This is a genomic window from Salmonella sp. 32020114201800008SM (genome assembly GCF_017572025.1).
Classification (GTDB): domain Bacteria; phylum Pseudomonadota; class Gammaproteobacteria; order Enterobacterales; family Enterobacteriaceae; genus Salmonella; species Salmonella enterica.
Window position 1 is genome coordinate 42107 of record NZ_JAGEQM010000001.1, and the last position, 14799, is coordinate 56905.

A 14799-nucleotide genomic window follows, 5' to 3' on the forward strand; every position below is an offset into this window, starting at 1 on the left:
TGCCGCGTTATTTCAGCAGCTTATCCAGTTGATTGATGTCGTCGTTATTGTGCAAATGCGAAACCGTCCAGCCATTCTGATCGTATTCGGAGAGGCAGCGATCGACCATTGCCATCATCTTATCCATATTGCCGGAGCTCTGGGCCTGACGTAGGCACTGCAGACGAATTTCATCCTGGCTGCCCGAGTAGTTAATCTCGTACAGCTCATGGCGACCGCCAAACTCGCTGCCGATGGCATCCCACATCAATTTAAGAATTTTGATACGTTCAACATGGTCCATTCCGTTAGAGCCGCGTACGTATTTCGCCAGGTACTGGTCGATTTGCGGATTATTCAAATCGCGGGCGCTGGAAGGCAGGTAAATCAGGCCGCTGGTAACGTTACGTTCAATAATATTTTTAATTTTCGCGTAGGCCATTGGGGCCATCACACGGTAGGTTTGCAGCGCGGCGTGGTCCGGTAGCCAGGCGCCATTTACCCACGGGGTTGCTTCAGAACACATAGAATCGCTCAATGCCCAGAACATATTGCGCCACGCCACGACTTCTCCGAGATCGGCCTGCACGCCCCGGAACTCTACGGTACCCGTACATTCGAGCGATTTTTTCAGCAGCGCGGTAATGAAATCAAGTTTAACCGCCAGACGAACACAGGCTTGCAGTGGATACATACGGGCAAAGCCGCCTTCCATCGTCCAGCGACGGCAACGATCGAAATCACGGTAAATCAACACGTTTTCCCACGGGATCAACACCTTGTCCATCACCAGAATGGCATCGTTTTCATCAAAGCGGCTGGAGAGTGGATAATCAAACGGCGAGCCCGTCGCGCCCGCGACCATTTCATACGAGGCGCGCGAAATAAGTTTTACGCCTTCGGCATCCATTGGCGCGACAAACATCAGAGCAAAATCCGGGTTTTCGCCCATCACCTGGGCTGAGCCGAAACCAATCATGTTGTAGTGAGTCAGGGCGGAGTTAGTGGCGACAACTTTCGCCCCGCTGACAATAATCCCGGCGTCCGTCTCTTTCTCCAGCTTGATATAGACGTCTTTCACTTCGTCGGCAGGTTTGTGGCGGTCAATGGGCGGGTTGACGATAGCATGGTTAAAGTACAGGCCAGTCTCCTGAATGCGGGTGTACCAGTTGCGGGCGTTCTGCTCAAACTGGCCGTAGAAGGCTGGGTTAGCGCCCAGAGCGCAGCCAAAGGCGGCTTTGTAATCCGGTGTGCGTCCCATCCAGCCGTAACTCAGGCGTGACCACTCGGCGATAGCATCACGCTGTTGGCGCAGATCGTCTGCGCTTTTCGCCACGCGGAAAAATTTATGCGTATAACCGCCGCTGCCGGTATCGGTATTCCAGCATAGGGTATCTTGCATCGACGGTTTATGTAATGCGTCATACAGTTGTGCGACAGAGGCTGCGGCATTGCGGAATGCCGGATGTGTCGTAACATCTTTAACGCGTTCGCCGTAAATATAAATTTCCCGCCCGTCCTGCAGGCTTTTTAAATACTCTTCGCCCGTTAACGGACGCTTGTTATCAGTACGAAAATCTTCAGGTTTCATTGCGGCCTCTTCCTCGTTAATCGGAATGTTTTGTTAATAATATGTTTCTTATTTGTTGTTTAATTGAATAGGCAGAAGCGTAAACTGTGAAGAGACTTTCAGGACAACGGCGGGTACTTTTCAGATGAACGTCGAAGAAGAAGAGTAAAATGCGATCGCCGTCAACGTTGTAAGCGGGAGGGGATTCCCGTGTCGGCGGCGTGGGAAGGAAAGAATACTATGCTTCCGCTTCGCTATCAGGATGCTGGCGCCCCAGAGCAATAAGATCGTCCAGCAGTAGCATCAATTGCTGTGTTTTTTCGGGCGTGAAATCGGCCTCAATTTTTCGATAAGCCTCTTCTACCTGGCTCCGGGCACGGGCGTACAACGTTTGTCCCTGCTCCGTCAACATGACATATAACTTACGCTGATCGTTAACCGGCTTGAGTCGCAACACCAGTCCGTCTCGCTCCATGCGCGTCAATATTCCGGTCAGACTTGGACGCAAAATGCAGGTACGAAAGGCCAGCTCGTGAAAATCCATAGAGGGGCTATCGGCCAGGATTCGCACAATGCGCCATTGCTGGTCGGTCAGATTGTGGCTTTTAACGATGGGGCGGAAATAGGTCATTGCCGCTTCGCGCGCCTGAAGCAAGGCGATGGTTAATGAATCATGCATAAGCGTTTCTCTTTTGCAGAATTATTAATACCTGAATAATCGTGTTTACCGATGTGAGCTATGACATCTGTTTTATGTCCAAAGTTTAACAGAAACAAAGGCTTTTATTTAACTATTTGATATATATGCATTTAATTATTATTTTGTGAAAATATTGTTAATCACATCACAAATACTTTACTTCAGCTTGCTAAATGTACAGCGAAAGCATAAATCTAATCATTAATATATTAATGAAGTCACAGCCCGTTAAATCGGCCTGAGGAGTTTATGTATGAAGGGTACTGTTTTCGCCGTTGCGTTAAACCATCGCAGCCAGCTTGATGCCTGGCAAGAGGCTTTCTCTCAGCCTCCCTATAATGCGCCGCCTAAAACCGCAGTGTGGTTCATCAAACCGCGTAATACGGTGATTCGTCACGGCGAACCCATTCCTTATCCGCAGGGAGAAAAGGTACTGAGCGGCGCGACAGTGGCGCTCATTGTGGGGAAAGCCGCCAGCCGGATACGCCCTGAAGCGGCGGCGGACTATATCGCCGGGTATGCGCTGGCTAACGAGGTCAGCCTGCCGGAAGAGAGCTTTTATCGCCCGGCGATTAAAGCGAAATGTCGCGATGGCTTTTGCCCGCTGGGTGAAATGGCACCGCTGAGTGATGTGGATAACCTCACCATTATCACGGAAATCAACGGACGAGAAGCGGACCACTGGAATACTGCCGATTTACAGCGTAGCGCCGCACAGCTGCTTAGCGCGTTAAGTGAGTTCGCTACGCTTAACCCTGGCGATGCGATCTTACTCGGTACACCGCAGAATCGCGTTGCGCTGCGTCCCGGCGATCGGGTGCGTATTCTGGCGAAAGGTTTACCCGCTCTGGAAAATCCGGTTGTCGCAGAAGATGAATTCTCCCGCCACCAGACGTTTACGTGGCCGCTGTCAGCGACGGGAACGTTATTTGCGCTGGGGTTGAACTACGCCGATCACGCCAGCGAGCTGGCATTTACGCCGCCGAAAGAGCCGCTGGTATTTATCAAAGCGCCAAACACCTTTACCGAACATCACCAAACGTCGGTGCGCCCGAACAACGTCGAATATATGCACTACGAAGCCGAGCTGGTCGTGGTGATTGGCAAAACGGCGCGTAAGGTGAGCGAAGCCGAAGCTATGGAGTATGTGGCCGGTTACACCGTCTGCAACGACTACGCGATCCGCGACTATCTGGAAAACTACTACCGTCCGAATCTGCGGGTAAAAAGCCGCGACGGCCTGACGCCGATAGGCCCGTGGATTGTGGATAAAGAGGCGGTTTCTGATCCGCATAACCTGACGTTACGCACCTTTGTCAACGGTGAGCTGCGCCAGGAAGGGACGACCGCCGATCTGATCTTCAGCATCCCGTTCCTGATTTCTTATCTGAGTGAATTTATGACGTTGCAACCGGGCGACATGATTGCCACCGGTACGCCGAAAGGGCTGTCCGATGTGGTGCCGGGGGATGAAGTTGTCGTGGAAGTAGAAGGCGTGGGTCGCCTGGTTAACCGAATCGTCAGTGAGGAGAGCGCAAAATGAAGAAAATAAATCATTGGATTAACGGCAAAAACGTTGCAGGTAATGACTACTTCCAGACCACTAACCCGGCGACCGGTGACGTGCTGGCGGAAGTAGCCTCCGGCGGTGAAGCAGAAGTGAACCAGGCTGTCGCGGCGGCAAAAGAGGCGTTCCCGAAATGGGCCAACCTACCGATGAAAGAGCGCGCGCGCCTGATGCGCCGCCTTGGGGACCTGATTGACCAGCATGTGCCGGAAATCGCGGCGATGGAAACCGCCGACACCGGCCTGCCTATTCACCAGACTAAAAACGTGCTGATCCCGCGCGCCTCGCATAACTTCGAATTCTTCGCCGAAGTGTGCCAGCAGATGAACGGCAAGACCTACCCGGTTGACGATAAAATGCTCAATTATACGCTGGTGCAGCCCGTCGGCGTCTGCGCGCTGGTGTCGCCGTGGAACGTGCCGTTTATGACCGCGACCTGGAAAGTCGCGCCGTGCCTGGCGCTGGGCAACACCGCGGTGCTCAAAATGTCCGAGCTGTCGCCGTTGACTGCCGACAGGCTGGGCGAGCTGGCGCTGGAGGCAGGAATTCCGGCAGGCGTGCTGAACGTGGTGCAGGGCTACGGCGCGACGGCGGGCGATGCGCTGGTACGCCACCATGACGTGCGTGCGGTGTCGTTTACCGGCGGTACCGCCACCGGTCGCAATATCATGAAAAATGCCGGCCTGAAAAAATACTCGATGGAGCTGGGCGGCAAATCGCCGGTGCTGATTTTTGAAGATGCCGACATTGAGCGCGCGCTGGACGCCGCGCTGTTCACCATCTTCTCAATCAACGGCGAACGCTGCACCGCCGGGTCGCGCATCTTTATCCAGCAGAGCATTTACCCTGAGTTCGTGAAGCGCTTTGCCGAACGCGCGAATCGCCTGCGTGTCGGCGATCCGACCAACCCGAACACTCAGGTCGGCGCGCTGATTAGCCAACAGCACTGGGAAAAAGTCTCCGGTTATATCCGCCTCGGCATTGAAGAGGGCGCAACGCTGCTGGCGGGCGGTGCGGAAAAACCCACTGACCTGCCTGCGCATCTGAAAGGCGGTAACTTCCTGCGCCCAACCGTGCTGGCCGATGTCGATAACCGTATGCGCGTCGCGCAGGAAGAGATCTTTGGGCCAGTTGCCTGCCTGCTGCCATTCAAAGACGAAGCGGAAGGGTTACGCCTGGCGAACGACGTGGAATACGGTCTGGCCTCTTATATCTGGACCCAGGACGTGAGCAAAGTGTTGCGCCTGGCGCGTGGGATTGAAGCCGGCATGGTCTTCGTCAACACCCAGAACGTCCGCGACCTGCGCCAGCCGTTCGGCGGCGTGAAAGCCTCCGGTACCGGGCGCGAAGGCGGCGAATATAGCTTCGAAGTGTTTGCGGAAATGAAAAACGTCTGCATCTCAATGGGCGACCATCCTATCCCAAAATGGGGAGTTTGATATGGGCAAGTTAGCGTTAGCAGCAAAAATTACCCACGTGCCGTCGATGTATCTTTCTGAACTGCCGGGAAAAAACCACGGTTGCCGTCAGGCAGCCATTGATGGGCATATTGAAATTGGCAAGCGTTGCCGCGAAATGGGCGTTGACACCATTATCGTATTCGACACCCACTGGCTGGTGAATAGCGCTTATCACATTAATTGTGCCGACCATTTCCAGGGCGTCTATACCAGCAACGAATTGCCGCACTTTATTCGCGACATGACCTATGACTATGACGGTAATCCGGAGCTCGGCCATCTGATCGCCGACGAGGCGGTCAAACTGGGCGTGCGCGCCAAAGCGCACAACATCCCGAGCCTGAAGCTGGAGTATGGCACGCTGGTGCCGATGCGCTACATGAACAGCGACAAGCACTTCAAAGTGGTCTCCATCTCGGCGTTCTGTACTGTTCATGACTTTGCCGACAGTCGCAGACTGGGCGAAGCCATTCTCAAGGCGATTGAGAAATATGACGGTACCGTAGCGGTATTCGCCAGTGGTTCTCTGTCGCACCGTTTTATTGACGACCAACGGGCGGAAGAGGGGATGAACAGCTACACCCGCGAGTTCGATCATCAAATGGATGAGCGCGTGGTCAAGTTGTGGCGCGAAGGCAAATTCAAGGAGTTTTGCACCATGTTGCCGGAGTACGCCGACTACTGCTACGGCGAAGGCAACATGCACGACACGGTCATGCTGCTGGGAATGCTGGGTTGGGACAAATACGACGGCAAGGTGGAGTTCATCACCGACCTGTTCGCCAGCTCCGGTACTGGCCAGGTGAACGCTGTTTTCCCGCTGCCTGCGTAAGGGGTGTTTATGCCGCACTTTATTGCTGAATGTACTGAAAATATTCGCGAGCAGGCTGATTTACCCGGCCTGTTCAGCAAGGTAAACGAGGCGCTGGCCGCCAGCGGGATTTTCCCCATCGGCGGTATCCGCAGTCGCGCCCACTGGCTGGATACCTGGCAGATGGCTGACGGTAAGCATGATTACGCGTTTGTGCATATGACGCTGAAAATCGGTGCCGGGCGCAGCCTGGAGAGCCGTCAGGAAGTCGGCGAAATGCTGTTTGGGCTGATTAAAGCCCACTTCGCCGACCTGATGGAGAACCGCTATCTGGCGCTGTCGTTTGAGATTGCCGAGTTACATCCGACGCTCAATTACAAACAAAACAACGTACACGCGTTATTTAAATAGCACACTCTTTCGCCCGGTGGCGCTGCGCTTACCGGGCCTACAAAAAAACGATGCACGAAGCAATACCGAACCGTAGGCCGGGTAAGACGCACCCGCGTCGCCACCCGGCGCAGCAGCACCGAATGACGTAACAGGAAGCAACTATGCTCGATAAACAGACCCATACCCTGATCGCTCAGCGACTTAATCAGGCTGAAAAACAGCGTGAACAGATTCGCGCAGTGTCGCTGGATTATCCCAACATCACTATTGAAGATGCATATGCCGTACAGCGTGAATGGGTCAATATCAAGATCGCCGAAGGGCGCACGCTCAAAGGCCACAAAATCGGCCTGACCTCAAAAGCGATGCAGGCCAGCTCGCAAATCAGCGAACCGGATTACGGCGCGCTGCTTGACGATATGTTCTTCCATGACGGCGGCGATATCCCCACCGACCGTTTTATCGTCCCGCGTATTGAAGTGGAGCTGGCGTTTGTGCTGGCGAAACCGCTGCGCGGCCCTCACTGCACGCTGTTCGACGTCTACAACGCCACGGATTATGTGATTCCGGCGCTGGAACTGATTGACGCCCGCAGCCACAACATCGACCCGGAAACCCAGCGCCCGCGCAAAGTGTTCGACACCATTTCCGACAACGCCGCCAACGCCGGGGTGATCCTCGGTGGTCGTCCCATCAAACCAGACGAGCTGGATCTGCGCTGGATTTCCGCGCTGCTCTATCGCAACGGCGTGATCGAAGAAACCGGCGTCGCCGCAGGCGTGCTGAATCATCCGGCCAACGGCGTGGCGTGGCTGGCGAACAAGCTTGCCCCCTACGATGTCCAGCTTGAAGCCGGGCAGATCATCCTCGGCGGCTCGTTCACCCGCCCGGTGCCGGCGCGCAAGGGCGACACCTTCCATGTCGATTACGGCAACATGGGCGCGATCAGTTGCCGGTTTGTGTAAGGAAAAAACGATGAAAAATGCTTTCAAAGACGCGTTAAAAGCGGGGCGTCCGCAAATCGGTTTGTGGCTGGGGCTTGCCAACAGTTACAGCGCTGAACTGTTAGCGGGCGCCGGCTTCGACTGGCTACTGATCGACGGTGAACACGCGCCAAACAACGTGCAGACGGTGTTGACCCAGTTGCAGGCGATTGCGCCTTATCCCAGCCAGCCGGTGGTGCGTCCGTCATGGAACGATCCGGTACAGATTAAGCAACTGCTCGACGTCGGCGCGCAAACGCTGCTGATACCGATGGTGCAGAATGCCGATGAAGCGCGAAACGCCGTGGCGGCTACGCGTTATCCGCCTGCTGGTATTCGCGGCGTGGGCAGCGCGTTGGCGCGGGCATCGCGCTGGAACCGCATTCCGGACTATCTCCACCAGGCCAACGACGGCATGTGCGTACTGGTGCAGATTGAAACGCGTGAGGCGATGAGCAATCTGGCGTCAATTCTCGACGTGGATGGCATTGACGGCGTGTTTATTGGTCCGGCGGATCTCAGCGCCGATATGGGCTTTGCCGGCAATCCGCAGCACCCGGAAGTGCAGGCGGCGATTGAGAACGCCATCGTGCAGATACGCGCGGCGGGGAAAGCGCCGGGGATTCTGATGGCCAATGAAGCACTGGCGAAACGTTATCTGGAACTGGGGGCGCTATTTGTCGCCGTCGGCGTTGACACTACGCTGCTGGCGCGCGGAGCGGAGGCGCTGGCGGCGCGCTTTGGCGTAGAAAAAAACCTGTCCGGTGCGTCCGGCGTCTATTAAGCCTGGCCCCGTAAGCGCAGCGCTACCGGGCAACCGTAGTACCCTACAAAATTCCCATCAGAGGAAAAAAAATGAGCGACACATCATCTGCACTTCCGGAAAGCCCCGAGTCTGTCAGTTCGCACAACGCGCTCAGCACGGGTCAACAAACCGTCATAAATAAACTGTTCCGCCGACTGATCGTATTTTTATTCGTGTTGTTTATCTTCTCGTTTTTAGACCGTATCAACATCGGTTTTGCCGGGTTGACGATGGGGCAGGATCTGGGGTTAAGCGCCACCATGTTTGGTCTTGCCACGACGCTGTTTTACGCTACCTACGTCATTTTCGGCATTCCCAGCAACGTGATGTTGAGCATCGTCGGCGCCCGCCGCTGGATTGCGACCATTATGGTGCTATGGGGCATTGCATCTACCGCCACGATGTTCGCGGTGGGACCGAAAAGCCTGTATGTGCTGCGAATGCTGGTGGGCATTACCGAAGCGGGCTTTTTGCCAGGAATATTGCTCTATTTAACCTACTGGTTCCCGGCATTTTTCCGCGCCCGCGCCAACGCATTATTTATGATTGCCATGCCGGCCACTACCGCGTTGGGGTCGATTGTCTCCGGCTATATTTTATCGCTGGACGGCATATTCAATCTGCATGGATGGCAGTGGTTATTCCTGTTGGAGGGATTTCCGTCAGTTTTGTTAGGCATTATGGTCTGGTTTTACCTAGATGATACCCCGGCAAAAGCCAAATGGCTGACGGCAGAGGATAAAAAATGTTTGCAGGAGATGATGGATAGTGACCGCCTGACGCTGGTTCAGCCGGAGGGGGCCATCAGCCATAACGCCATGCAGCAGCGTAGTCTGTGGCGCGAAGTATTCACGCCAATTGTACTGATGTATACGCTGGCCTATTTTTGCCTTACCAATACGCTTAGCGCCATTAGTATCTGGACGCCGCAAATCCTGAAAAGTTTTAATGAAGGCAGCAGCAATATCACCATCGGCCTGCTGGCGGCGATCCCGCAGATTTGTACTATTCTGGGCATGATTTACTGGAGCCGCCATTCGGACAAACATCAGGAGCGTAAACATCACACGGCGTTGCCGTTCCTGTTTGCCGCCGCGGGCTGGCTGCTGGCGTCGGCGACCGACCATAACCTGATCCAGCTCCTGGGGATCGTGATGGCATCCACGGGTTCCTTTAGCGCGATGGCGATCTTCTGGACCACGCCGGATCAGTCGATCAGTTTACGCGCCAGGGCGATAGGCATTGCGGTCATCAATGCCACCGGCAATATTGGCTCCGCGCTCAGCCCGTTTATGATTGGCTGGCTAAAAGATATCACCGGTAGCTTCAATAGCGGACTCTGGTTTGTCGCTTCTCTGTTAGTCGTCGGCGCCGCCATTATCTGGCTTATTCCCATGAAAGCATCGCGTCCGCGCGCCACCCCTTGAGGAGAAACTATGTGCCAACGTGCGATCGCCAATATTGATATCAGCAAAGAGTATGACGAAAGCATGGGCAGTAACGATGTGCATTATCAGTCGTTTGCTCGTATGGCGGATTTCTTTGGTCGTGATATGCAGGCGCATCGCCACGACCAGTTTTTTCAAATGCACTTTCTTGATACCGGGCAGATTGAGCTACAGCTCGACGATCATCGCTATTCGGTGCAGGCGCCGCTATTTGTGCTTACGCCGCCCTCGGTGCCGCATGCTTTTATTACCGAATCGGATAGCGATGGCCATGTTCTGACGGTACGCGAAGAGCTGGTTTGGCCGCTGCTGGAAGTGCTTTATCCCGGCACCAGAGAGGCCTTTGGCCTGCCGGGAATCTGCCTGTCGCTGGCGGATAAACCCAACGAGCTGGCGGCGCTCAAACATTACTGGCAGCTAATTGAGCGGGAGTCCACGGAACAACTGGCTGGCTGCGAACATACCCTGGTGCTACTGGCGCAGGCGGTATTTACCTTGCTGTTGCGTAATGCGAAGCTGGACGATCACGCCGCAACCGGGATGCGCGGTGAACTGAAACTTTTTCAGCGCTTTACCCTGTTAATTGACAACCACTTCCATCAGCACTGGACGGTGCCCGATTATGCCTGCGAGCTGCATATTACCGAATCTCGTTTGACCGATATTTGCCGACGTTTTGCTAATCGCCCGCCTAAACGCCTGATTTTTGATCGGCAATTACGCGAGGCGAAACGACTGCTGCTTTTTTCCGACAATGCTGTCAACGAGATCGCCTGGCAATTAGGTTTTAAAGATCCGGCTTATTTTGCCCGTTTCTTTAATCGCCTTGCTGGCTGTTCTCCTTCGCAGTTTCGCCAACGTGAAGTTCCCTCTTTTCTCAACTAAGAAGAGTAAAAACATGATGAAAAAAAGCGTCGCTATGCTGGCGGTGTGTATGCTGGCGCAAAGCCACCTTGCCATTGCTGCCGGTACTCCTGCGCCTCAAGAGATCAACATTGTTTTACTGGGCACCAAAGGCGGGCCTTCTTTGCTCAATACAGCCAGACTACCGCAAGCGACGGCGCTTACTATCGGCGATAAAATATGGCTGATAGATGCCGGCTACGGCGCCAGTCTGCAACTGGTGAAAAATGGCATTCCACTGCGCAACATCAATACTATTTTGCTCACCCATCTGCACAGCGACCACATACTGGATTATCCTTCCTTGCTGATGAATGCCTGGGCGAGTGGTCTGAAAGACCATACCATACAGGTTTATGGCCCGCCGGGAACCCAGGCGATGACGAAGGCTAGCTGGAAGGTCTTTGACAGGGATATCACGCTACGCATGGAAGAAGAGGGGAAACCCGATCCGCGCAACCTGGTTAAGGCGACCGATATTGGCCAGGGCGTCATCTATAAAGATGAACTGGTCACAATAAGCGCGCTGAAAGTGCCTCATTCCCCTTTCCCGGACGGTGAAGCGTTTGCTTACCGTTTTGATACCCAGGGTAAGCGAATCGTCTTCTCTGGCGATACGTCCTGGTTTCCGCCGCTTGCAACGTTTGCCCAGGGGGCGGATATCCTGGTACATGAGGCGGTACATGTCCCCTCGGTAGCAAAACTGGCTAATAGTATTGGCAACGGAAAAACGCTGGCTGAAGCGATTGCGTCGCATCACACCACGATTGAAGATGTCGGTAAGATTGCTCGCGAGTCCCACGTGAAAAAACTGGTGTTAAGTCATCTGGTGCCTGCGACGGTTGCGGATGACGTCTGGCAACAGGAAGCCATGAAAAATTACCCGGGCCCTGTCATTGTCGGTCATGACAATATGACGATAAGCGTACCGTAGGTATCAGAGCAGGGATAAACCCACGGGCTGACATGATGTCAGCCCGTTATGCTTTTGGCGATCAGCATGACGCGCAGAGCTTTTGTCTAAAACATTATTTTTTCTAAACACTACTTGCTGATTTTTATGCACAATAAAGGTAAGATGATTGCTCTGGTGAAATATCACTAAATAAGAATGTCACGGATGGAATTTATACAGTGTTAAAAGCAATGCGTTTCTTTGTCTGCCGGCCATCAGTAATATCCTCTGTACCGGCTCCTCGTTGCCAAAGTGAAGGTTAGATTAAACGAGTCAAAAAATATCCGAACTGTACAATTTTTATATCAAACATATTTAACTGCAAAATACTGCAAACGTGCGCGAATACACTTAATCAGTAGCATGGCTAATGCATACTTTATTTCCTAAACTTTCTTATTATCTATTTGAATATTTCTGGTTAAACCAAATGGACAAACGGATACCAGACACTCGAAAGGATAACTGCAGGCTTCTGGTTTAGGATTGCAGTTACCAGGACAGTGGCTATTTTCTTTAAGCGATTTCCATAGAACAGGATTAAACCTGGTAACGTTGTAAACAGTAACGGGATAAAGTTTATCGTTTATTAAGACCCCCTTATTAAAGGGGATGATAATGCTACCTGGAGGCATGTAAACATCTGCCTGATACCATAAGGTCAATCTAAGATTTTTTAGGCTATGTATGCATGAGAACGACACTCCGGTAGAGGGACTTATAACTGTATCAACGACCTTCCATTCCATTACAGAAACCTTTTAAGTGAAATAGTCAATGGTGTAAATTACATTTTCCGCAAGCCTATTCAGGATAGATGAAAATCTGAGAAACATAACTCGTTGAAAACGATCGTTTTTTATTGACCACTCTATTTATATTGATTTTTTAATAAGTTATTTATTTTATGCTCTTATTTTGTTTACATTCTATTACATTTTTGTATTTTAGGCGTGGTGTAAATATTGGGCGGTAGTGGATGTTATAACGCTCAATTATTAAACTGTAAGTGACTGTTGTATTTCTTATTTATAAATACCGCAACCTGTAAGCGCAGCGGTACATTTTACCCGGCATTGACAGGGAGAAGGTACGTATCAACCAGAGAGTACAAAACAGTGAAAGAATATATTCTTCAGGCAATAAATGATCGCTAACGTGTAAAAATAACCGACGTATCTAAAAAATGTGAACGTGTGGCTGGTCTTTATTTAAACGATGATCTTCGCAATGGCGCATTAATGGCTGACATTGGCGGTTCGTTGATCGGGTTGTGCGCGGTGAAAGGCTATATTTCTTCCGTTGGGGGAAGTATGTCAGAGGCATTCTGGTATTATACCGGGTGCATGTAAATCCGGGGTGGGCAGAAAGCCCACCCTCGGTTTATTGCCTTTATCGTGGATTAGGGATGCGAGATAAAGCGAGAAAGGCGTTGCAGTAGTAACCGGTTTTCTTCGCGCAGCCGTGAATTCTCTTCCAGCAGCGTTAACGCGACCGCGATCCCAGGCCAGTCGAGCGCCAGCTCCTCACGTAAGCGTAGCGCGCGTTGTACCACGCTCGCTGCGCGATCGTCGAATTGCCAGTCGGCGTTATCGTCTTCGTAAGGCTCAATTACGCCAAGTCCGACGATTTCGTTTAGCTCCTCTTCCGTCACGCCGGTGTGCAAACAAAATTCGGTGATGGTAAAGGTGACAGTGATGTTAGCCATTATGCTTTCCCCCATTGCTGGCGTGGGTCAAAGGACGACTGCGCGTCCGCCAGTTGTTGCCACAGGGCAGCTGTTTTCTCGTCAGGTTTCGGCGGCATAACGATTTTGATGATGGCATAGAGATCGCCAGTGTGCTTTTTACTGGCTAATCCTTTTCCTTTGATACGCAGCCGCTGACCTGCCTGGCTACCGGGGGGAATGGTCAGCAAAATACGCTCTTTAAGCGTTGGCACAGACACCTTAGCGCCGAGCGCCGCCTCCCATGGGGCAAGCGGAAGGACGACTTCCAGATCCTGATTGACAATATCAAAGAGCGGATGCGGGGCAATATGGATAACGAGCCATAAATCGCCATTAGGTCCGCCGTTTTCCCCCGGCGTGCCCTGGCCTTTCAGTCTGATTCGTTGCCCGTTGCTGACGCCAGCCGGGATTTTCACATTCAATGTTTTGGGAATTTCCCGCTCCACCAGGCCGAACGCGTTATAAACGGGGACGGAATAGCTAATCGTACGCTGGTGCTCTTCCAGCGTTTCTTCCAGGAATACCGCCACTTCAATTTCGATATCATGACCGCGTGCGGCGTGGCGGTGGTGCGAATGGCGACCGTGCTGACCAAAAATAGACGAGAAAATATCATCAAAATCTTCGGCGTTATACGGCTGGCCTTCGTGTTGCTGGAACTGGCGATTAAATTGTGGATCGTTACGGTGTTGCCATAACTGGTCATACTCGGCGCGCCGTTGCTCATCACTCAGCACTTCCCATGCTTCAGCAACCTCTTTGAAACGGGCTTCGGCATCGGGTTCTTTGCTGACATCTGGATGGTACTTGCGGGCCAGTCGGCGATAGGCGGTCTTAATCGTCTTGAGATCGTCCGTCGGTTTCACGCCCATAATGGCGTAATAATCCTTAAGTTCCATAGCATCATCTCGCTAAATCAATACATACAGAAGGGACCCCAAAAAGGTTTCTCCACTAAGTGTAGGGTAAACCTGAAAAGTGCGTATGAAAACACCAGTTATATCATTAGTAAGAATAAATTACGTTGTTCGACTATCAGAAGGTTGCGCAGCGCGCCGACATAACTTTACAGGGGAAAGGTTGCCAAAACCGCGCCAGTGGCTAAGATAACTCGCGTTAAACAGTGAGGGCGCAATGGCGAAACAACAACGGATGGGCTGGTGGTTTCTTTGCCTTGCATGTGTCGTGGTAATGGTTTGTACCGCGCAACGCATGGCGGGCCTGCACGCCTTGCAGATGCAGGCGGCCTCTGCTGCGGTGGTCAGCGCTCCCTCCTCGACAGATGACGGCTCGCCGGTCACTCCCTGCGAATTAAGCGCCAAGTCGCTGCTGGCGGCGCCTCCGGTACTCTTTGAAGGCGCTATCCTTGCGCTTTGTCTACTGCTTTCCTTACTGGCGCCTGTCCGGGTCATGCGCCTGCCGTTTTCGCCTCCACGGGCTATTTCGCCGCCCACATTACGGGTACATCTACGATTTTGTGTCTTCCGTGAATGACA

The 14799-nt window shown here is 52.7% G+C and carries 15 protein-coding genes; 10 read left to right on the forward strand and 5 right to left on the reverse strand.

Going from position 1 to position 14799, the window contains the following annotated elements:
* Window positions 1-7 precede the first annotated feature (7 nt).
* Window positions 8-1570: a 4-hydroxyphenylacetate 3-monooxygenase, oxygenase component gene (gene hpaB, locus J4613_RS00215; RefSeq protein WP_000801496.1), complete on the reverse strand. Its 1563-nt coding sequence runs from the start codon at window positions 1568-1570 to the stop codon at window positions 8-10.
* Between the two features lie 217 nt (window positions 1571-1787).
* The gene (gene hpaR / locus J4613_RS00220; RefSeq protein WP_000543922.1) at window positions 1788-2228 is read right to left on the reverse strand and encodes a homoprotocatechuate degradation operon regulator HpaR; all 441 of its coding nucleotides are present in this window, start codon (window positions 2226-2228) and stop codon (window positions 1788-1790) included.
* Window positions 2229-2502: 274 nt separating this feature from the next.
* Here hpaR and hpaG point away from each other — a divergent pair, with 274 nt between their 5' ends.
* The 9 genes from hpaG to J4613_RS00265 all read left to right on the forward strand — a co-directional run bounded on the left by hpaG (window position 2503) and on the right by J4613_RS00265 (window position 11553).
* On the forward strand, window positions 2503-3792 hold the full coding sequence (gene hpaG / locus J4613_RS00225; protein ID WP_000679207.1) for a 4-hydroxyphenylacetate degradation bifunctional isomerase/decarboxylase: 1290 nt from the start codon (window positions 2503-2505) through the stop codon (window positions 3790-3792).
* The gene (gene hpaE / locus J4613_RS00230; protein WP_000723526.1) at window positions 3789-5255 is read left to right on the forward strand and encodes a 5-carboxymethyl-2-hydroxymuconate semialdehyde dehydrogenase; all 1467 of its coding nucleotides are present in this window, start codon (window positions 3789-3791) and stop codon (window positions 5253-5255) included. The genes hpaG and hpaE overlap by 4 nt, the downstream gene beginning before the upstream one ends.
* Before the next feature lies 1 nt (window position 5256).
* Entirely contained in the window at window positions 5257-6108 is an 852-nt protein-coding gene (hpaD, locus tag J4613_RS00235; protein WP_000516978.1) for a 3,4-dihydroxyphenylacetate 2,3-dioxygenase, read from the forward strand.
* 9 nt (window positions 6109-6117) lie between these two features.
* Window positions 6118-6498, forward strand: a complete 381-nt coding sequence (locus J4613_RS00240; RefSeq protein WP_001119849.1) for a 5-carboxymethyl-2-hydroxymuconate Delta-isomerase — start codon at window positions 6118-6120, stop codon at window positions 6496-6498.
* A 143-nt stretch (window positions 6499-6641) separates the two neighbouring features.
* Window positions 6642-7445: a 2-oxo-hept-4-ene-1,7-dioate hydratase gene (hpaH, locus tag J4613_RS00245; protein ID WP_000884795.1), complete on the forward strand. Its 804-nt coding sequence runs from the start codon at window positions 6642-6644 to the stop codon at window positions 7443-7445.
* A 10-nt stretch (window positions 7446-7455) separates the two neighbouring features.
* Window positions 7456-8247 carry a 4-hydroxy-2-oxoheptanedioate aldolase gene (gene hpaI / locus J4613_RS00250; protein WP_023261944.1) on the forward strand — a complete coding sequence of 264 codons (792 nt, stop codon included), beginning with the start codon at window positions 7456-7458 and terminating at the stop codon, window positions 8245-8247.
* Window positions 8248-8318: 71 nt separating this feature from the next.
* A complete protein-coding gene (gene hpaX, locus J4613_RS00255) occupies window positions 8319-9695 on the forward strand; it encodes a 4-hydroxyphenylacetate permease (RefSeq protein WP_001285804.1) in 1377 nt (458 codons plus the stop codon).
* Window positions 9696-9704: 9 nt separating this feature from the next.
* Window positions 9705-10601, forward strand: coding sequence for a 4-hydroxyphenylacetate catabolism regulatory protein HpaA (hpaA, locus tag J4613_RS00260; protein WP_000336602.1), 897 nt, complete (start codon window positions 9705-9707; stop codon window positions 10599-10601).
* Between the two features lie 13 nt (window positions 10602-10614).
* Entirely contained in the window at window positions 10615-11553 is a 939-nt protein-coding gene (locus tag J4613_RS00265; protein WP_000976562.1) for an MBL fold metallo-hydrolase, read from the forward strand.
* Between the two features lie 407 nt (window positions 11554-11960).
* Here the strand turns inward: J4613_RS00265 and J4613_RS00270 are convergent, their stop codons facing one another.
* From J4613_RS00270 to cbpA, 3 genes are all read right to left on the reverse strand, one after another.
* Window positions 11961-12323 (reverse strand): anti-adapter protein IraM, encoded by a 363-nt coding sequence (locus tag J4613_RS00270; protein WP_001537781.1) that lies wholly within the window; start codon window positions 12321-12323, stop codon window positions 11961-11963.
* Between the two features lie 653 nt (window positions 12324-12976).
* Window positions 12977-13282 (reverse strand): chaperone modulator CbpM, encoded by a 306-nt coding sequence (gene cbpM / locus J4613_RS00275; RefSeq protein WP_001284251.1) that lies wholly within the window; start codon window positions 13280-13282, stop codon window positions 12977-12979.
* Entirely contained in the window at window positions 13282-14202 is a 921-nt protein-coding gene (gene cbpA / locus J4613_RS00280) for a curved DNA-binding protein (RefSeq protein WP_000420603.1), read from the reverse strand. Before cbpA ends, cbpM begins: the two co-directional genes overlap by 1 nt.
* Window positions 14203-14437: 235 nt before the next feature.
* On the opposite strand from cbpA, the gene J4613_RS00285 reads away from it, so the two are divergent.
* On the forward strand, window positions 14438-14797 hold the full coding sequence (locus J4613_RS00285) for a hypothetical protein (RefSeq protein ID WP_001118897.1): 360 nt from the start codon (window positions 14438-14440) through the stop codon (window positions 14795-14797).
* The last annotated feature ends 2 nt before the right edge of the window (window positions 14798-14799 follow it).

Excerpts from the sequence above, each read along its gene's own strand:
- hpaB (WP_000801496.1), bottom strand. The coding sequence starts at position 1,570 with ATGAAACCTGAAGATTTTCGTACTGATAACAAGCGTCCGTTAACGGGC.
- hpaR (WP_000543922.1), bottom strand. The coding sequence starts at position 2,228 with ATGCATGATTCATTAACCATCGCCTTGCTTCAGGCGCGCGAAGCGGCA.
- hpaG (WP_000679207.1), top strand. The coding sequence starts at position 2,503 with ATGAAGGGTACTGTTTTCGCCGTTGCGTTAAACCATCGCAGCCAGCTT.
- hpaE (WP_000723526.1), top strand. The coding sequence starts at position 3,789 with ATGAAGAAAATAAATCATTGGATTAACGGCAAAAACGTTGCAGGTAAT.
- hpaD (WP_000516978.1), top strand. The coding sequence starts at position 5,257 with ATGGGCAAGTTAGCGTTAGCAGCAAAAATTACCCACGTGCCGTCGATG.
- J4613_RS00240 (WP_001119849.1), top strand. The coding sequence starts at position 6,118 with ATGCCGCACTTTATTGCTGAATGTACTGAAAATATTCGCGAGCAGGCT.
- hpaH (WP_000884795.1), top strand. The coding sequence starts at position 6,642 with ATGCTCGATAAACAGACCCATACCCTGATCGCTCAGCGACTTAATCAG.
- hpaI (WP_023261944.1), top strand. The coding sequence starts at position 7,456 with ATGAAAAATGCTTTCAAAGACGCGTTAAAAGCGGGGCGTCCGCAAATC.
- hpaX (WP_001285804.1), top strand. The coding sequence starts at position 8,319 with ATGAGCGACACATCATCTGCACTTCCGGAAAGCCCCGAGTCTGTCAGT.
- hpaA (WP_000336602.1), top strand. The coding sequence starts at position 9,705 with ATGTGCCAACGTGCGATCGCCAATATTGATATCAGCAAAGAGTATGAC.
- J4613_RS00265 (WP_000976562.1), top strand. The coding sequence starts at position 10,615 with ATGATGAAAAAAAGCGTCGCTATGCTGGCGGTGTGTATGCTGGCGCAA.
- J4613_RS00270 (WP_001537781.1), bottom strand. The coding sequence starts at position 12,323 with ATGGAATGGAAGGTCGTTGATACAGTTATAAGTCCCTCTACCGGAGTG.
- cbpM (WP_001284251.1), bottom strand. The coding sequence starts at position 13,282 with ATGGCTAACATCACTGTCACCTTTACCATCACCGAATTTTGTTTGCAC.
- cbpA (WP_000420603.1), bottom strand. The coding sequence starts at position 14,202 with ATGGAACTTAAGGATTATTACGCCATTATGGGCGTGAAACCGACGGAC.
- J4613_RS00285 (WP_001118897.1), top strand. The coding sequence starts at position 14,438 with ATGGCGAAACAACAACGGATGGGCTGGTGGTTTCTTTGCCTTGCATGT.